Genomic DNA, 18,531 nt, shown 5'->3' with positions numbered 1-18,531 from the left:
ATTCACTGGAAATAGTCGACTGGGGGTTATGTAAATGGCACAAGATTCTAATGGCATTTTTTATGGATGGTATGTGGTATTGTGTGGCTTTTTCATAATGTTCGTCGGTTTCTCGATAATAAATTCCCTGCACAGTTTGTTCATGGTCCCGGTTACAGAAGATTTAGGAATTAGCAGAACCACTTTTTCCATAGCACTTTCCATTGCTGGTCTTGGAGTGGCTGTTGCTTCTCCAATCATGGGTAAACTACTCGCTAAAGGGAACATGAAATTGATCATGTCAATTTGTGTAGTAATGGCCGGAGCAGGATTCATGTCATACTCACTTGCCAATTCAGCTGTATATTTTTGTATCATCGGCTTTGTAATTGGCATTTGTGTTGCAGGCTTTTCCAATATTCCCATATCAATCATGTTAACCAATTGGTTTTATGAGAAAAAAGGAAAGGCCATGGGTTTGGCATTTGCGGGATCGGGGATCGGGGCAGCGGTACTAAGTCCGATCATTACAAAATTAATCTCAAATTACGGTTGGAGAACGGCCTACGTAATAGCAGGGATACTGATAATTGTCTTAACATTACCCTTGGTTTTACTATTTGCAAAGAAAAGTCCTGCAGAAAAGGGGCTTGCTCCACTGGGCTCTGACAAAATGGAAATGGCCGAATCTAATGTGGAATCTGAACAGAATGGCTTAACGATGGGAGAAGCAAAGAAGACGGCAATGTTTTGGGTTTTCGTCCTTGGAATCGTTTGTTTTGCTTTGGTTGCAGGCGGGGTGCAAATGCATATTCCGGCATACCTGATCGATATAGGGCATCCAGCCATCTTTGCTGGAACCATTTTTGGAATACTATCTTTGGCAAATACGGTAGGGAAATTGATTTTAGGAGCTGTATTGGATAAGTTCGGTACGGCAGGAGGTGCCATTTATGTAGGAGTTTGCATGACGATCGCAATGGCAGCACTATTGTTAGCGAAAACACATGCATTCGCTTTCCTATTCGCCATCGCCTTTGGCTTTAGCATTGTGATATCCACCCTAGGGCCTCCCTTCATGACAAATGATATCTTTGGAAAGAAAGACTTCGGCTCCATCTTTGGCATTGTGCAAGTTTTTTTTGTGGCAGCAGGCTCATTTGGAGTGATCGTTTCGGGTTTCATTTATGATTTGACAGAAAGCTATCGTGCAGCTTGGATCTTTTTCCTTTGTTTATTCATCTTCAGCATGGTATGCGTACTAACGGCAAATGGGATGAAAAAAAAGACAATCAGCAAAATCAAAAATATTCCCGACCAAAAAATAGTATAGACTGCTAGAGAAAGAAAATATATTGATGGGCTTGTTTCCCGAAAACAAAAATGGTAAAGAGCGGCAGGCTGGAATGCCGCTCTTTACCATTCTGTTAAACTGTTTTAAAACTTTTTATTCCATTCCTCATCTTCAAGTGGCACACCATTGGTACTAATATATTCTACAATCATATTTCCATGTTTAAGAACGCCATCTTTTATTAGGGCATTGATAATTTTGGTAAAGCGGCCTTCATCGGCGTCCTGTTTCTTACGTGAAAGGGTAATCCGAATGGTTGGCGACACTTCGTAATCTTTATAGCTGGCTGGTTTATTCGGGTCAATCTTCAATTCTTTCCCGATCTCCTCATCAAAGACCAAGAGTAATTGATTATGATCGCCTATTTTTTCCTGAATCTCCTTCCACTCATCACTCTCTGCAATATCTCCCATTTCCTTGGAAATCAATACTTCACCAAGTTCTTTTTCAACATAAGGCCTGATTTCTTTTTCTGCATCATCTTGCCATTTATCAGATATGAATGTATCCTCCATTTCCCCTGTTTCATCATTAAAGAAAACTAGAAATTGAGTATCATATTTTTCGTGTTTAACTTTAGCAGCGTATTCAAAATAGCCCCGGTTTCCCATATTGTCGTATAGGACATCATATATTTCGGTTCCATCTTCAAAAGTTTTCTCTAAATATCGTTCAGCTTGATTACGGACCTTCTTTTCTTCAGCGGGATCTGCTTTCATACTCTGTGTGAATGAAAACACAAGTATCACCACCCCAGCGACAGTGATTGAAAAAATACCTAGTAAAGCAAGTAGAATCTTTTTTGTTTTGCTCAAGGAAAACCCTCCTGTAATCTCTGCTACTTATTAATAATTACCATATTATTCTAACATTATTATCGCTCATTTTACCATGGAATTTGAGCCGATCATTTCCCTGTGCGAAATCTATATTGCCTTCCTCCAAAATATCGGGATACTTTGTTACAATTAATAAATGGTTAGTACCCTAAAGGGAGAGATTGACATGGAAATCTATCAAAGAAAAATGAATCATAATCGGGATGAATACAGAAAGTTGCGGTGGCAGCAGCATCGTCTACAAGTTACAGGGCTATTCGATGCCGTTTTTTTGAAAAAAGCGTTCGCAGATAAAGTGGCTATCGTCGGGGCAGGCAATTGCGATGATTTGGATTTAGAGTATCTGGCGGCTAAGTGCAAATCCATATATTTATTTGATATTGATATGGAAAGTATGGAAAAGGGTACAGCTAATTTGCCTGAACGGACCAGGAAGAAAATTCAACTTGTTGAAATCGATGCAACAGGGCTTGATAAAGTGGATTTTGATCAACACCTATCTTCCATGCTGGATCGTGGTGAAACGGCAAAGGGGATTATTCAATATTTAAAGGAAACCGAGAATCGGTTAGGTCAGCTTTCTGAAAGTGTTTTTGCTAATTATTATAATGATTTTGATATCGTGGCAACATCCGCCATTTATACCCAACTATTTTATAATTGGGCGAAGGAACTGTTTTCTGATTATGAACACCAATATCAGAAAAAAGAAACAGAAGAGATTAAAAATGGAATTTTAGATTTAAGGGATGAAATCGTACGTAAAATGAATCACTCAATTTCTAAATGCACCAAGCAAAATGGATTCTGTATTACATGGACTGATATCTTAAAAATCGAACCTGAGTATATGGATACAATTAATGAAGGAATGAATGCCATTTTTGCATTGGCCTCGAACGTGGGATATGGGGCAGCATTGATTGGGATAAAAACGTTTATTGAAAATGTAGATAAAAGCGAATTAAGCCTTCGCTACTGGACATGGGATTTTAATGCAAACAAACAGTATTTGACCATTGGCATTATCGGAAGATTGAATGGAATGTAAAAAAATGAAAGGCGGGATAGGGAAGCATATCAACAGCTATACCTATCCCTTTTTTGATTGGTTATAGACCCCTTAGGAACATGATCAATGCATTTTGCGTGATTAAAGGGAACTGGATCAGCGAATCATGGGGAATATGACATTATTATATAAAAGGTATAAAAAAACGAAGAAATTTTTGACTATTTGTCTAATGATTTCAAAATCTGGTGTGGATATAATGAATCTGTTGAAAACAGAATATTCCGATAAGTGAAAACGGGAGACGAAACGGAAGAGGAAATGCTAATAGAGGTGAAACAATAAGGAAGGGGTGTGTTGTTTGAAAGCTGATATCGTGTTCATAAACGGCGAGGTCATAACCGTAAATCAAAAAAATGAAGTCGCAGAAGCCCTGGCGATTAGAGGTAATCGTATTTCGGCAGTCGGTACGAATCATGAAATCAAGGCATTTATCGGTGAAGAAACAAATGTGATTGATTTGCAGGGAAAGTCATTACTTCCCGGGTTTATTGATTCTCATATTCATCTTATATTGTACGGAGTCAATCAACTGGCTGTAAGTTGTAAAGCTGAACATATCAAATCTGTAGAAGATTTATTGATCGATCTCAAGAAAAAAGCTTCGACGATCCCTAAAGGTGAATGGATTCGCGCCTGGGGCTTTAATGAGACCGCCGTGAGAGAAAAACGTTATCCAACTAGAGAGGAGTTGGATGCTATTTCAACAGAACATCCCATCATGGTAACCCGTACATGCAGCCATATAAGCGTAGTGAATAGCAGGGCGTTAGCGCTTGCCCGAATTGATGACAACTCAGAGAATCCAACTGGAGGGATCATTGAAAAGGATAGGACGGGGAGGATTACAGGCAAACTCATTGAAACAGCAAATATGATAATGGCCGACAGAGCAAGTTATTCAGAAAGTGAACTGTTGAAAGCAGTGAAAATAGCGTCGGAACATTTCATCGCAGCAGGCATAACAAGCATTCATGAAGCTGGTGCTCATGGCCCTGAAAGTTTCCGTTTAATGCAGCAGGCCATAAAAAATAACGATATTCGTGTCCGTATCTATGCGATGGTCGGTTCATTGAATAATTCTCATGAATTTGTTAATAAAATGGTGGATTCGGGAGTCATAACCGGAACTGGGGACGAAAGATTCAAAATCGGACCAGCTAAATTGTTTACGGATGGCAGCAGTACCGGTCCGACAATCGCTACCCGTGAGCCTTATTCGAGTGATCCTGGCAATTTTGGCATTCTTTATTATAAAGAAGAGGAGATCTATCAAGTATTAGGTCAGGCACATAAAAAAGGCTATCAGATCACAGTCCATGCCCAAGGCGACAAAGCGATAGAGATGTATTTAAATTGCGTGGAAAAGGCTTTGAATGAATCGCCCAGAAAAAATCATAGACATAGGATCGAGCATGCTGGAATATCTTCGCCAGATTTACAAATGAGGATGAAAGAACTTGGAGTCATCCCAATCCCCAACCCCCCATTTCCTTATGAATTCGGTGATATATATATTGAACACTACGGCAATAGGGTCAACCACATGTACGCCGCCCGTGATTATATTGATAATGGCATCTTGGCCGCAGGAGGTTCCGATGCTCCCGTAACTGATCACGACCCTTTATTAGGCATACACGTTGCTGTTAATAGAACAAGCAGGTCAGGTACGAAAATAGGTCCGTATCAATCTATTAGCGTATTGGAAGCGATAAAACTATACACATGGAATGGCGCGTTTGCGAGTTTCGATGAAGATGTCAAAGGCAGCCTGGAGGCAGGCAAGCTGGCCGATTTAGTCGTATTGAATGATAGTATATTGAAAGTGGATTTCCAAAATATCAAGGAGTTGAAAGTTGAGTCAACGGTCTTGAATGGGGAGATTCTTTATCATAGGGAAACATTAGTAGAAATATAAATCTAGCGTAACCATTCTAAAACAACAATACCTTCACTTTCATTTTAGCGAACGTATGTAAGATTTGGCAGTTTATCAAAAAGGAGGATATTCGCTATGAAAAAGCAAAAATTATTAATTAATGGTGAGAGGCTGAGTCGTACGCTCGAGAAATTTGCTGATTTTGGAAGGACAGAAAACAATGGAGTCACACGGCTATCCCTTTCCGAAGAAGACCGATTAGTCCGTGATTACTTTTGCGCTTGCTGTAAAGAATTGGGTATGACCATTAAGCTTGATGATATGGGGAATATTTACGCTACATTAGCGGGACTTGGAAACAAACCGCCTATTGTGATGGGATCACATATGGATACTGTAAAAAAAGGCGGGCGATTTGATGGAATCTTGGGTGTAGCTGCAGGCCTGGAGGTCGTGCGGACTCTGGTTGAAAATAATATCCAACCTAATATTCCTGTAATGATTGTCAATTTTACGAACGAAGAAGGAGCCAGATTCGAACCTTCCATGATGTCTTCGGGAGTTCTTTCAGGTAAATTCGAAAAATCCATCATGCTGCAAAAAACAGATAGTGACGGAACGACTTTCGAAAGTGCTTTGAATGCCATTGGATACGCAGGACATAAAGAGAATCGTTTAAAAGAAGCGACTGCATTTCTAGAATTGCATATTGAACAAGGGCCGATTCTTGAACGTGAATCACTAACGATCGGTGTCGTAGAATGTGTCCTTGGTATGGTGTGCTATGAGATAGAAGTTACAGGAGAATCCGATCATGCCGGAACAACCCCGATGAATATGAGAAAAGATGCTTTCTTCACAGCGAATAGCTTGATTATGGAAGCTCGTCAGAAGCTAGGCATGCTTGATGACGATTTGGTTTATACGATGGGAAGGGTAAACGTGTTTCCTAATATCCATACGGTTATCCCTAATAAAGTGGTTTTTTCGCTAGAAGCGAGACATAAAGATTCCAAAGTCATCGAAAAGGTGGAGGAAATCATTGAAAGCCTTACAACTACAGGTTCAGAAGGCGGCTGCGACATCCAAGTGAAAAAATTATGGGACAGGGATACCGTTTGGTTTGACAAGTCCATTTGCAATTTGCTAGAGCAATCGAGCCATACATTAGGTCTACCCTATAAAAGAATGGTAAGCGGTGCAGGACATGATGCCCAGTTTATAGCCAGTTATATACCGACTGCCATGGTTTTCGTTCCAAGCATCAACGGTAAAAGTCATTGTGAAGAGGAACTGACTACATGGGAAGATTGTGAAAAAGGCGTCAATGTAATATTGGAAACGGTCCTTGCCATCCAGTCTGTTTAAGGGGCATATACGGTTGGTTGAAAGCAGCTAATGACAGTAAGCCACGGATGCTATCAAACCATCAGTTTAGTTTGAAACAGGCTTGACTGATGGGGATACATCCATGTTAGGAACCTAATTAGGGGAGGGTATAATTTGGATGCCATTAAGCTATTGCTTTTTGTTCCATTTATAGGGTTCTTAGGTTTATTGCCCTATGCAAATAAAATAGAACCGTACATATTGGGGATGCCTTTTTTGTTATTTTGGGTTGCATTTTGGATGGTCATGGCGTCGATCATCTTAATGATTGTCTATAAGTTCGATCCTGATAATAAAGGAAGTGAGTCTGAATGAATTTATCATTACTCATCATTGCCATCTTCTTGGTCCTGGCACTTTATTTAGGGATAAAAGCAAGAAATGGGAAGGATATGGACATGGAGCAATTTGCCGTAGGGGGCAGGGGCTTCGGTACATTCTTCATTTTTCTCTTGATAGCAGGTGAAATTTATACAACTTTTACATTCCTGGGCGGAAGTGGGTGGGCTTACTCGAAGGGTGCCGCTGCTTATTATGTTCCCGCCTATATTTTCTTAGCCTACGTCCTATCGTATTGGCTCGTCCCTAAAATATGGAGATATTCAAAACGCCATTCCATCATCTCTCAACCAGAGTATTTTGCATCTAAATATAAGAGCAGATCAATGGGGATGATCGTTGCTGTATTGGGAAGCTTAGCCCTCGTGCCGTATATAGTCATACAGCTCAAAGGATTAGGTATCATTGTTTCTGAAGCATCTTATGGAGCGATTTCTCCAGTTGCTGCAAGCGTGATCGGTGCTGTTGTCGTAACTACCTATGTAATGATTTCAGGCATTCATGGATCAGCATGGACAGCCATACTTAAAGATTTCATGATCTTGGTAGTCGTTATCTTTTTAGGCATTTACATTCCGTTTCATTACTTCGGAGGCATACAGCCAATGTTCGAGACCGTGCAAGCTGCTAAACCGGAAATGTTGGTTTTGGCGGATCAGGGATTGAGCCAATCCTGGTTTGTGTCCACCGTTTTGCTCAATGCACTAGGATTTTATTTGCTGCCACAAACATTCATGGTCGTTTTATCGTCCAATGGGGAAAGGACCCTTCGAAAAAATGCGATTGCGTTACCCTTATACACATTGTTACTGCTATTCGTATTTTTCATCGGATTTACTGCCATCATGGAAATCCCGGGTTTGCAAGGGGCTGATGGGGATCTCTCACTCTTAAGGCTGGCGATTCAAACATTCGATCCTTGGGTGATAGGGGTTATCGGAGCTGCAGGTTTATTGACGGCCCTAGTACCGGCTTCAGTCATGCTTATGGCTGCATCGGTAGGTCTGACAAATAGCTTTTACAAAGTTCTCGTCCCTGCTGCGACTGAAACGCATCAGTTGATTGTCTCCAGGATCATCATCATCGGTATCTCGATCATTGCCTTATTTGTAACGGTAACAGGCGGCGAGGCTTTGGCCATCTTGAATATCATGTCATACAGTTTAATTACACAACTGGCTCCTTCCTTGTTTTGCAGTTTACCAAAAACCAACATAATCAATAAGTATGGTGCAATGGCAGGGATTTTGGCAGGCGTCCTGATTGTTTTATATGCGACAATTGCAGATGTGAAGGTTGCTACATTCCTGCCGGATATCCCACATGTAATTAATGATATCAGTACAGGCGTCATAGCTTTGTTGTTTAATATTCTAGTAACATTCGTTTTAAGTGCACTGACTAAACATATCTCTATGCAACAGACCGAAATAAATGATCTGGACAAGATATCCTAATTTCTTTTAGGGCTAATGGAATAAGAAGATGATTTGGGAGGGCTTTTGTGAAAATAAAAATAACGGCTTGTCAATTTCGAGTAGAAAAAGTGTCAAATTTCAATGAATTTCAGGAACAAATAGAAGACTTGATCACCCAAGTTCCCGAAAACTCGGATTATATCATTTTTCCTGAACTGTTAACCCTCGGGTTATCAGCGGCATTTGGAGAACAAGATGCTTCGTCCGTTATCAGGATTGATGAATATACCAATCAATACAAAGAGCTTTTTAGTACACTTTCAAAAAAGAGAAAGCAGGTCATCATTGCGGGTACGCATCTGGTACGCCGGGAAAATGAATACTTCAATATTGCCTACATTTTTGATAAAGACGGATCGGTCGTTGAGCATAAAAAAACTCATATCTTTCCTGCTGAAGCGAATTGGCATACTTCTGAAGGTGATGATTTGGAAGTTTACTCCGTAGGTCCGGTTAAGATAGGAATAGCGGTATGTTATGAAGCGGAAATACCTGAAATCTCAAGGATATTATCAGTGAAAGGGGCCGACATCATTTTTTGCCCATCATACACATTTACAGAGGCTGGTTTTTGGCGGGTTCGCCATTGCGCACATGCACGTGCAATCGAGAATCAGGTATATTTTGTTCATTGCCCCACTGTTGGTGAACCAGGGACACCGTTGCCGAACGGATACGGCCGCGCCAGTATACTTAGCCCCTGTGACAGCGCTTGGCCAGCAAATGGAGTAGTAGCAGAGGCGGAAATGAATGAACATACAATCATTTCCGGTACGGTCGATCTGGACGAACTATATGAGAACCGAAAGAATGGTGCGGCGACCACTTTCAAAGATCGTAATCGCCGAAAGGATATGTATGCGAAATATGAGCCTTATGAAGGGCTGAAATAATGTGTTGAATCCCGAAACATAGTCCGAATGATGAATGTGAAGGTCCAATAAAGTGAGTGGGGAGATCATAAAATGACCCCTGAAACGTGTTCTTTAACAATTCCTAGATATTCTTTGTGATTTTTCCGGCGTAATAGTTATAGAACTTATCTATTCTCTTGCCGAAGGAATCGAGAATTGACTAAATATACAAAATATATTGTCAAATGTTTACTATATATATTAATATATATATAACCATTCCATATTGTAATAATATAGATAGTCACCCTATTTATACCTGTTATGATGTCTGTAATGGCAGGAGGCACAACAATTATGTATCAACAGAATACAGTATATATAGTTGGCGAATCGAAGGCGGCGTCCAATAATCCAATTACACAGCAATTCAACTGCTTTTTTATCGGGATCGTCATTGATCGTGATACGCATGACATAGTGGATGCGGAATGCTCGACTACGATATCGATTACTTCACGCTTCATTCATTCCATGTTAGTTGATAAATCTATTCTTCGGCCAGATGAATTGGAGAAAGAAATTGAGCAACGGTACTTTGGTTCATCTCAGAAAGCACTGACCGTCGCCCTAAGAAATGCCAGCATCAAATATCAGCAACTTTATAAGTTATAGCTGCTTCTTTTGTCAGTCGCAATTGAAATCCAGCTGTTAAAGAGTGCGTAGGCGCTCTTTGGCAGCTGGATTTTTCTATGTAGTGCATGCAAAAATTCATTGATGAGTGTGAGTAAAATGGAAATTGCATATTGCTATAAAATTTAAGGAGGTATGGAATATGATTCAAGATGGTGTGATGTTTGTCTGCTTTTTATTGGCATTTACTGCCTTGATTGCGGTTGTGGAAAAAAAGATAGGAGGAAAGTTCTTCAAGTATGTTCCAGGTATTGTCCTTATTTATATTGGAGCGGCACTGATGAAAACATTCGGGGTCTTTTCAGATAGCGAGTCAGTCGAAAGTGCATATAGCACCATACGGGGGCTTCTGCTGCCTGCCATGTTGATGCTTATGCTTTTGCAATGCGATATGCGGAAAATCATAAGGCTTGGACCAAAGATGCTTTTAACTTTTTTTGCGGCTTCATTCAGCATCATTGGAGGGTTCACTCTTACTTACGTTTTAATGCATGGCTTTTATGCGGAAGGAACTTGGAAGGCATTCTCGGCTTTGAGCGCAAGCTGGACAGGAGGATCTGCCAATATGGTGATCTTGCAGGGCATACTCGATGTGCCTGAAAATATTTTTGGCTATGCGTTGATCATGGATACAGTCAATTATTCCATTTGGGTCATGTTCTTGTTTTGGCTGGTGCCTCTTGCTGGAAAATTCAATATTTGGACTAAAGCGGATACATCTTTCATTGATCAAATGACTTCCGAGCTTGAAGCGGGGGAAACCGCCAAGACGGAATTTGGATTCGTGGAATTGATCGGTTTCTTGGCGCTGGCATTAATTGTTTCAGCAGGGGCAACCAAAATTGGGGATAAGCTGCCGGTACTTGGTGCAGCTGTGAATGGAACCACATGGACGATCATCATCGCTTCGACCGTAGGATTAATTCCGGCTGTCACGAAGGTTGGACGTATTGCCGGTTCCATGGAAATTTCCAAAGTCATGCTTTATATAGTCATTGGTTTAATTGCTTCCCATGCCGATTTTTCACAGCTGTTTCAAGCACCAGTGTATATTATATCCGGATTTATGATTCTATTCTTTCATGGATTGATCATGGTCATTTTGGCCAAAATCTTTAAGTTGGATCTATTTACAATGGGAGTTGCCTCATTGGCCAATATAGGGGGTGTGGCATCAGCACCTATATTGGCAGGTGCATTCAACCGGGCGCTAATACCGGTCGGGATATTGATGGCTGTACTTGGCAGTCTTCTGGGCACCTATTTTGGAATTCTTACATCATATATACTCTCAAGCTTTTAAGGAAGGGTTGTTAATATGAAGATTGAAAGTTTACAAGTATCAGTGGAAACCTTGCCACTTGTTAAGCCATTTAAAACTGCATTACGCACCGCAATGGAAATTGAAAACATCATGGTTTCCGTAAAATTGGAGGATGGAACGGAAGGTTTGGGGGCTGCAGCCCCTACGATTGCCATAACGGGTGATTCTACAAAAGGAATCATGACGGTCATTGAAGAGGTAATCACCCCACATCTAATTGGACGTGACATCGAGAATATCAATGCATTGTCTCAGCTGATCCAACGATCCTGTGTAGGTAACACAAGTGCAAAAGCAGCTGTTGAAATCGCTTTGTACGACGCAGTCAGCAAACGATGGCAGCTTCCATTATATCAATATCTTGGCGGTGAATCTAATGTACTGAAAAATGATATGACCATCAGCGTTGATGACCCCGAAGAAATGGCAAAGGCGGCATTGTCCCTTATCGATGATGGATTCTCTACGATGAAGGTAAAACTGGGGAAAGATTGGAAGAGTGACGTGGAGCGGGTTGCATGCATTCGTGCTGCTGTTGGCGACCAGGTTATGATCAGGATTGACGCAAATCAAGGGTGGACAACAAAACAAGCGATTTCCATCATTCATCAATTCGAGGAAAGAAAGCTAAACATTGATTTGGTGGAACAGCCCGTGCAAGCCCACGATATCGAAGGTTTGAAAGAAATAAAAAGGTCTGTACAAGTGCCGATCATGGCCGACGAAAGTTTGTTTTCCCCTCGTGATGCCATGAGAATCCTGAATGAGCATGCTGTTGATTTCCTTAATATTAAATTAATGAAAACAGGCGGAATTCGACGTGCGCTCCAAATCGCCGATATGGCAGAAGTAGCCGGAGTGGAATGCATGATTGGGAGTATGATGGAATCATCCGTTAGTGTAGCGGCCGCTGCTCATCTGGCAACTGCCCATCCAAATATAACGAAGATTGATTTAGATGCCCCCTTATGGATTAAGGATGAACCATTTGAAGGCATTCAGTTTTTAAAAGATCAACTTTTCATTTCCGATAAACCTGGATCAGGAGTCAAGAGGAAATCCTCTTTAACTCAATAAAAACAATCTCGAAAGGGTGAGTATTTTGAAAAGGTTAACCGTTGTGGTGCTATCTTTATTTGCTATTGGTATTTTAGTATTCAGTCCCAATGAAGCTAGTTCAAGAGAGAAAGAGAGAATCGCCTATGTAGATGTAGCCGTGGCAACTCTTTGGACTGAGCCGGGATTATTAAGGGATATCGATGCTCCTTCTGCATCGAATCCCGTTGATTTGGATGCCTGGATCGGCTCTATGAATTATGAAGACAAGCTGTGGCTTGTAGGTAACCTGGAAACACAAGCTTTATATGGATCTAAAGTGACAATTCTTGAAGATCGGGGTGAATGGGTGAAAGTAGCCGTTGCCAATCAACCGACGCCCCGAAATGATATTGGTTATCCAGGATGGATGCCAAAGGCACAATTAAAAGCCGGAAATTCTTTTGAAAAGCAATTTAAACGAGGTTTTGCCCTTGTAAAGGCCCCGAAGACTTGGCTTTATTCGGATTCGAAAAATCGGTCCAAATTCATGGAGGTCAGCTTCAATACCCGCCTTCCGCTATTGCAGGTGAAAAAAGATAAAGTGAAGGTAATGACACCGAGTAATGGAGCAAAATGGATAGAAAAGCAAGACGTGTCAGTCTATCAAAATGAAAATCAAATACCTGCTCCAACCGGAATGGACATCGTTGAATCAGGAAAAGAGTTTTTAAGTCTTCCTTACCTATGGGCTGGAATGTCCGGTTTTGGATTTGACTGTTTTGGATTTACCTATACAATGTACCATGCTAATGGAATAACAATTCCAAGGGACTCTTCCATTCAGGCGCAACATGGAAAAAAGGTGGAACAAGAAAATCTTCAACCAGGGGACTTACTATTTTTTGCCTATGATAAAGGGAAAGGAAGGGTCCATCATGTCGGCATGTATATCGGTGACGGCAAAATGATCCATTCGCCTAACAGCTCAACACATGTAAGGATAGATGAAATAAAAACATCGGGATACGGAGAGGAATATGCCGGAGCAAGAAGATATATTGATTGATGCTTAAAAAGCTTAAGAGCCCAAGGCTCTTAAGCTTTTTTCATATTCTCTCAGTCTATCGAGACATAACGATGCTCCTATGTCTTTATAAAGGAATAGTTTTGAATATCCTGGATGTTCCGGATACTTATAGTGTGTTTAGTTAAGATTAAATGACACTAAATATATTTTCAGGGATGATTATTATCCATTAATTTCACTACTTCCTTAGGTTACGAATTCCATATATCAGAGAGGGAAAATATGGTATAATTTATTTGCGGATATTTCTTAATATTATAAATGTGAGGGGTTGCCAAAATGATCACTTTTCCAAAACCTGATGTTGAGCAATTTTTACGAACCTTTTCCATTGCTGATTTTGCTGTAAGTCCAGATGAAAAACATCTGGTTTTCAGTACCAATTTGAGCGGCAAGTATAATTTATGGGGAATGGATTTGCCAGACTCTTTTCCATATCCGCTTACATCCATTGATCAAAGCTGCCAAGGGCTGATATATGATAAGAAGAGCCGGTTTATAATTGCTGGATTCGATCAAGACGGTAATGAAAATACCCAGTTTTACGGAGTTCCTTTGAATGGAGGGAAAATGAAGGAAATCGTCCATCATGAAAATACACGTAATTTCATGCCAAAATTATCGAATGACAGTAAAAAGCTCTATTACACGACATCCAGAGGAAATCCTTCCTTTCTAAATTCCTTTTGTTTAGATTTAGAATCAGGACAGGAGGTGCTGGTACTGGAGGGGAAAGACGCAGCGACCTATTTATTTGGTTTCAGCCCAGATGAAGAAACCTTCCTTTACTATAAACACTTTGCTAATACATATACTCTTCTCTATGCAAAAAAAGGAAACGAAGAAATCCTGCTTACCCCGCCCTCTGAAAAACAACATACAGTGAATGATGGTGTTTTTGTTTCGGATTCGATGATATATTTATTGACTGATTATGATTCGGACTTTACCTATTTGGCTTCATATGATCTTGAAACAAACAAATTCAGTAAAATTAAAGTATTGGAGAATGAGAGTTTTACTGCCATTAAATATAGTAAAGAGAATCAACTATTATATATAACCAGTCAAAAGGGTGTAGAGGATCAATTATATGAATTCAATCTGCAAAATGGGGATTGGAGAAATATCCCTGTTCCGTGCAGCGTCATTAATAAACTTGAGGTTGCTGCATCAGGCACGCTTTACTTATTTGGCATGAGCGCAACAAAGCCTCATAATATCTATAAAAAAACCGATGATGATTGGGTATCATTAACTAAATATACTGTTCCTGGCGTCGATTCCGATGAATTGGTTGAACCGGACATCATTACATACCCTTCCTTTGATGGCCTGGAGATCGAATCGTTATTTTTTAGGGCAAAAAAGGAAAATGACAATGGTGAAGTCATTTTTTGGCCACACGGAGGTCCTCAAGCGGCAGAACGGAAGTCCTTTAGGGCATCATTTCAATTTTTCCTGAATCATGGTTTCAGTATTTTTGCGCCAAACTTCCGCGGTTCTACTGGCTATGGATTGGAATTCATGAAAATGGTGGAAGGAGATTGGGGAACTGGACCAAGACTTGATAATGTAGCTGGCCTTGATTGGCTCATAAACCAAGGGTATGCACAAAAAGGTAACATTCTATTGATGGGCGGAAGCTTCGGAGGGTATATGGCACTTTTGCTACACGGACGACATGCGGATTATTTTAAAGCGGTTGTCGATATTTTCGGACCATCCAACCTCTTCTCATTTATTAATTCTGTTCCAGAAGACTGGAAGCCGGTCATGGATCAGTGGGTAGGAAATCCGGAAAAAGATAAAGAAAAACTAATCGAGTATTCGCCTATCACCTATTTAGAATCCATGATAAAGCCAATGCTTGTCATTCAAGGAGCAAACGACCCCCGTGTCGTCAAGGCAGAATCTGATCAAATCGTTAAAGCGTTGAAGGAAAAAGGAAGAGATGTCGATTATATGCTTTTGGAAGATGAAGGACATGGATTTTCCAAAAAAGAAAATGAAATTGCCGTTTATCAAAAAATACTCACATTCTTAAAGCGATTCACTGCAGTAACAGAGAAGATATAATTCTAAAACTTCGATTATATACAATTTAATTGGTAACCCTGCCACCCACGTTCAAGCGATGAAGCAGGGTTTTTTGTTTCATTTTAGGTTCGGCGGTTTGGGAAGTTAGTACATGTATTTATCAGATGACGTGTTTATAAAATCCTGAAATTATAATTCAGAATTCCCTGAATAAACTCTGGTCACATAGTCACAAAGTGCTATATAATATACGGAAAAAGTATTTTTTGCTAAACGGAGTTGGTCGCATTGCCACGGGAATTATTGTTATACATACTTGTAGTTATAATGGCAGGTGTTTTAAGCTTGTTCCTATGTTTATTTGCACAATTAAGGTTCAAGGATGCACCTGGAGCAAAACCCTATATTCTCGTGACATTATTGTCTTCCATTTTTACTTTTTCTTATGCTTTCGAACTTTCCAGTACATCTTTGGAACAAATCATATTCTGGTTAAGGGTCGAGTACTTGGCCTTACCATTCATCCCGGTATTTCTTTTGTTGATGTGCCTTGAATATGTAGAGCAGAGAATTAAGAAGGTTTGGCAATATGCACTCTTCATCATTCCGTTCATCACCATCTTCTTGCATTATACAAATGACCTTCATCACTTGTATTACAAGTCAATGGAATTGAGAAGCGATAGTCCTTTTCCAGTTATAAAATTGGTGGGAGGTCCTTGGTTTTATGTCCAATCCCTTTTTCTTTTTTTATGTGTCATGATAAGTATAATCATATTGCTAAAGCAGGTAAAAAAATCCTCATTCAGATTCAGGATGCAAATATCAATGATGGTGGCAGGCCTTCTTATTCCTATAATGGCAAATTACTATTATATAAATGGATTAAGCTCATATGGTATCGATCTTGGACCTGTATCCATGAGTATCACGTTTATCCTTCATGGTGCGGCACTTTTGACTTTTCAAATGTTCAATGTTGCCCCGATCGCTCGGGAAACTGTTTTTGAAAGTATGAAAGATGGTGTCATCGTTTTAAATCAACAGGGCTTGATTGTTGACTATAACCACGGAATGCGCAAAGTCATACCCATGTTGGATCAATATTCCATAGGTAAATCGATTACAAGTGTGCTAAATGGGAATCATCATCTTAGCGAAATAATCGACCATAAGAAGGACAGTGATTTTAATTGCAGCATGAATGGTATGTTGGTACATTACCATATTGGTTTTTCACCCGTGCTCAACAAAAGTAACCTGCCTATCGGACAGATCATCACCTTCGCCAACGTAACTGAAAGAGTGCTTATGCTGGAAAAGTTGAAACAACTGGCCAGTTTGGACGGATTAACCCAAATATTGAATAGAACATTTTTCATCAATAAATCGGAAATGTTATTCGATGCCCTAGGCATGGAAGGCGGCAGTGTTTCAGTCATCATGTTCGATATCGATCATTTCAAAAATGTAAATGATACTTTTGGACATGAAGCAGGGGATGCGGTTATAACGCTTGTTGCAAATACTGCAAAGGAACACATTCGGGATGCAGATCTATTGGGGCGTTATGGCGGTGAAGAATTTATCATATGTTTGCCGGATACCGCTTTAGCCACTGCATATGAGTTGGCCGATAGTATAAGGAAAAAGGTTTCTGAAAGCATTGCTGTTGTTAACGAAAAGAAGATTTCCGTTACCTGCAGTTTCGGGGTGACCCATGCCTTAATTCAAGCTGGTGACCGAAGCCAATCCATCAAAACATTGATGCCACGTGCCGACCAAGCCTTATATGCCGCAAAGAAGAATGGACGAAATTGTGTAAAGATCATCACTTAAGATAATAAAACCATCTCTTTAAACCTTGAACTTGTTCTAGGTTTTTTTTATTGTATTCATAATTCCTGATAATCTATAGCTGTGTAATGATAATAAATTCTCTACTTTTTACTTGCTCTGTATACTCTATATCCAAGGCTGTTTCCATAAGATAGAATGAGGCGGTAATGTTCGTCCATGACTCGTTCCAATAATCCGTTCAATGGTTGAACTAGGCTTTTTGATGATGAAGAATTCATTAATTCCTCTATTACGGTACTCGATCTCAAGATTTTTAAATCTGTAAATCCGTTTTGTTGGAAGACCTTTAACCATTCTGATTGCGTCAATAATTCCCTTAAATTATAAAAGTCCATGATTTCTTTTTTTGAGGCAGAATCAAGGCTGGTTTCTGCTGTCATATCAATGGTTAACAAAGTTCCTTCTAGTTTAAGGACCCTGAAAAATTCACCGAGGGATTTTTGTATATTCGTGAATGCAGTCGTTGATTCGGCAATAATAAAGTCAAAAGAATGATTGTCAAAAGGCAGTTCTTCTATTGAAGACTTATATAGGTCAATGCTTAAGTTATCTTGTTGGAATCTTTTTTTTGCATGTTTCACCATCTCTGGGTGATTATCAAGCGCGGATACTTGGCAAAGAAACGTTTTTGCCAAGTAAGATGAGGTTTGCCCAGTCCCGCATCCGGCATCAAGGATTATTGACGTTTGATCGATTTCTTCATTTTTCAAAAGCTGCTTAGTCAGTTCAAATCCACCAGGGTGTGCCCCTTCAATTCCAATTATGGCTAGCGCGTCTTGATATGAGTGGTTCATGGCATAAACTCCTTCTGTACATGTATAAATGTATTTTATGCTTTGGTTTCAAAGAGTGTTTAACCATCGGGAAAGACTTTTAAAGGTACGCTGGGTATTTAATTTATGCAGGCTAGTCCCCGAATGCATACGATGTATAATCGACGGAAAAGGGGGGGATGTAAAATGGGTTATCATAATTATTATCATAAATGCAGGCAAGGTGTTGGAAGGCCGGTTGAAATTCGTACAAGTAGAGGAACCGTTCATCGGGGAATCATACACCGGGTTACGCCGAACCGTGTATATATTCGTCCATTTAACGGTGGTGGAAACCTTGGTGGGTTTGGTTATGGAGGTTTTAATGCAGGATTTGGTTGGGGTGCTGCAAATGGATTTGCTTTTGGGGCAATTGCATCTTTAGTTTTTCTTGCATTTCTCTGGTAATCGAATGATGATAATATTAAAAAACCTGAAACATGATCAGGTTTTTTATTTTGTTCACAATCGGAACCAACCAAAAAAACTGG

At 40.0% G+C, this 18,531-nt stretch carries 16 protein-coding genes; 14 read left to right on the top strand and 2 right to left on the bottom strand.

Annotated features, from left to right (window positions below; translation table 11 throughout):
• Positions 1-34 precede the first annotated feature (34 nt).
• Positions 35-1,312: an MFS transporter gene (locus ACQKNS_RS00520; protein WP_427640651.1), complete on the top strand. Its 1,278-nt coding sequence runs from the start codon at positions 35-37 to the stop codon at positions 1,310-1,312.
• A 104-nt stretch (positions 1,313-1,416) separates the two neighbouring features.
• Here the strand turns inward: ACQKNS_RS00520 and ACQKNS_RS00515 are convergent, their stop codons facing one another.
• Positions 1,417-2,148: a hypothetical protein gene (locus ACQKNS_RS00515; protein ID WP_427640650.1), complete on the bottom strand. Its 732-nt coding sequence runs from the start codon at positions 2,146-2,148 to the stop codon at positions 1,417-1,419.
• 190 nt (positions 2,149-2,338) lie between these two features.
• Here ACQKNS_RS00515 and ACQKNS_RS00510 point away from each other — a divergent pair, with 190 nt between their 5' ends.
• The 12 genes from ACQKNS_RS00510 (at position 2,339) to ACQKNS_RS00455 (ending at position 17,207) form a co-directional block, all read left to right on the top strand.
• A complete protein-coding gene (locus tag ACQKNS_RS00510; RefSeq protein ID WP_427640648.1) occupies positions 2,339-3,223 on the top strand; it encodes a hypothetical protein in 885 nt (294 codons plus the stop codon).
• 322 nt (positions 3,224-3,545) lie between these two features.
• Positions 3,546-5,165 (top strand): amidohydrolase, encoded by a 1,620-nt coding sequence (locus tag ACQKNS_RS00505; protein WP_427640647.1) that lies wholly within the window; start codon positions 3,546-3,548, stop codon positions 5,163-5,165.
• A gap of 96 nt (positions 5,166-5,261) precedes the next feature.
• On the top strand, positions 5,262-6,494 hold the full coding sequence (locus ACQKNS_RS00500; RefSeq protein WP_427640646.1) for a Zn-dependent hydrolase: 1,233 nt from the start codon (positions 5,262-5,264) through the stop codon (positions 6,492-6,494).
• A gap of 135 nt (positions 6,495-6,629) precedes the next feature.
• A complete protein-coding gene (locus ACQKNS_RS00495) occupies positions 6,630-6,830 on the top strand; it encodes a DUF3311 domain-containing protein (RefSeq protein WP_053534973.1) in 201 nt (66 codons plus the stop codon).
• The gene (locus tag ACQKNS_RS00490) at positions 6,827-8,311 is read left to right on the top strand and encodes a sodium:solute symporter family protein (RefSeq protein ID WP_427640645.1); all 1,485 of its coding nucleotides are present in this window, start codon (positions 6,827-6,829) and stop codon (positions 8,309-8,311) included. The genes ACQKNS_RS00495 and ACQKNS_RS00490 overlap by 4 nt, the downstream gene beginning before the upstream one ends.
• A 47-nt stretch (positions 8,312-8,358) precedes the next feature.
• Positions 8,359-9,225: a carbon-nitrogen hydrolase family protein gene (locus tag ACQKNS_RS00485; RefSeq protein WP_427640644.1), complete on the top strand. Its 867-nt coding sequence runs from the start codon at positions 8,359-8,361 to the stop codon at positions 9,223-9,225.
• Between the two features lie 318 nt (positions 9,226-9,543).
• On the top strand, positions 9,544-9,861 hold the full coding sequence (locus ACQKNS_RS00480) for a DUF3870 domain-containing protein (protein ID WP_427640643.1): 318 nt from the start codon (positions 9,544-9,546) through the stop codon (positions 9,859-9,861).
• 160 nt (positions 9,862-10,021) lie between these two features.
• Positions 10,022-11,182, top strand: a complete 1,161-nt coding sequence (locus tag ACQKNS_RS00475; RefSeq protein WP_427640642.1) for a DUF819 domain-containing protein — start codon at positions 10,022-10,024, stop codon at positions 11,180-11,182.
• A gap of 15 nt (positions 11,183-11,197) precedes the next feature.
• Positions 11,198-12,280 (top strand): dipeptide epimerase, encoded by a 1,083-nt coding sequence (locus ACQKNS_RS00470; protein ID WP_427640640.1) that lies wholly within the window; start codon positions 11,198-11,200, stop codon positions 12,278-12,280.
• A gap of 25 nt (positions 12,281-12,305) precedes the next feature.
• The gene (locus ACQKNS_RS00465; RefSeq protein ID WP_427640639.1) at positions 12,306-13,307 is read left to right on the top strand and encodes an NlpC/P60 family protein; all 1,002 of its coding nucleotides are present in this window, start codon (positions 12,306-12,308) and stop codon (positions 13,305-13,307) included.
• A gap of 300 nt (positions 13,308-13,607) precedes the next feature.
• Complete coding sequence (locus tag ACQKNS_RS00460; protein ID WP_427640638.1) at positions 13,608-15,407, top strand: S9 family peptidase; 1,800 nt, start codon at positions 13,608-13,610, stop codon at positions 15,405-15,407.
• 249 nt (positions 15,408-15,656) lie between these two features.
• On the top strand, positions 15,657-17,207 hold the full coding sequence (locus tag ACQKNS_RS00455) for a histidine kinase N-terminal 7TM domain-containing protein (protein ID WP_427640637.1): 1,551 nt from the start codon (positions 15,657-15,659) through the stop codon (positions 17,205-17,207).
• Between the two features lie 101 nt (positions 17,208-17,308).
• Here ACQKNS_RS00455 and ACQKNS_RS00450 read toward each other — a convergent pair whose 3' ends face one another.
• The gene (locus ACQKNS_RS00450; protein WP_427640636.1) at positions 17,309-18,022 is read right to left on the bottom strand and encodes a class I SAM-dependent methyltransferase; all 714 of its coding nucleotides are present in this window, start codon (positions 18,020-18,022) and stop codon (positions 17,309-17,311) included.
• 165 nt (positions 18,023-18,187) lie between these two features.
• On the opposite strand from ACQKNS_RS00450, the gene ACQKNS_RS00445 reads away from it, so the two are divergent.
• Entirely contained in the window at positions 18,188-18,448 is a 261-nt protein-coding gene (locus ACQKNS_RS00445; protein WP_427640635.1) for a hypothetical protein, read from the top strand.
• The last annotated feature ends 83 nt before the right edge of the window (positions 18,449-18,531 follow it).

Source organism: Peribacillus sp. NPDC094092 (genome assembly GCF_050279365.1).
Lineage (GTDB): Bacteria > Bacillota > Bacilli > Bacillales > DSM-1321 > Peribacillus.
Note: the sequence above shows the minus strand (reverse complement) of the source record. Positions and strands in the feature narration are given on the sequence as shown.

Excerpts from the sequence above, each read along its gene's own strand:
- ACQKNS_RS00460 (WP_427640638.1), top strand. The coding sequence starts at position 13,608 with ATGATCACTTTTCCAAAACCTGATGTTGAGCAATTTTTACGAACCTTT.
- ACQKNS_RS00475 (WP_427640642.1), top strand. The coding sequence starts at position 10,022 with ATGATTCAAGATGGTGTGATGTTTGTCTGCTTTTTATTGGCATTTACT.
- ACQKNS_RS00500 (WP_427640646.1), top strand. The coding sequence starts at position 5,262 with ATGAAAAAGCAAAAATTATTAATTAATGGTGAGAGGCTGAGTCGTACG.
- ACQKNS_RS00445 (WP_427640635.1), top strand. The coding sequence starts at position 18,188 with ATGGGTTATCATAATTATTATCATAAATGCAGGCAAGGTGTTGGAAGG.
- ACQKNS_RS00490 (WP_427640645.1), top strand. The coding sequence starts at position 6,827 with ATGAATTTATCATTACTCATCATTGCCATCTTCTTGGTCCTGGCACTT.
- ACQKNS_RS00480 (WP_427640643.1), top strand. The coding sequence starts at position 9,544 with ATGTATCAACAGAATACAGTATATATAGTTGGCGAATCGAAGGCGGCG.
- ACQKNS_RS00510 (WP_427640648.1), top strand. The coding sequence starts at position 2,339 with ATGGAAATCTATCAAAGAAAAATGAATCATAATCGGGATGAATACAGA.
- ACQKNS_RS00520 (WP_427640651.1), top strand. The coding sequence starts at position 35 with ATGGCACAAGATTCTAATGGCATTTTTTATGGATGGTATGTGGTATTG.
- ACQKNS_RS00450 (WP_427640636.1), bottom strand. The coding sequence starts at position 18,022 with ATGAACCACTCATATCAAGACGCGCTAGCCATAATTGGAATTGAAGGG.
- ACQKNS_RS00470 (WP_427640640.1), top strand. The coding sequence starts at position 11,198 with ATGAAGATTGAAAGTTTACAAGTATCAGTGGAAACCTTGCCACTTGTT.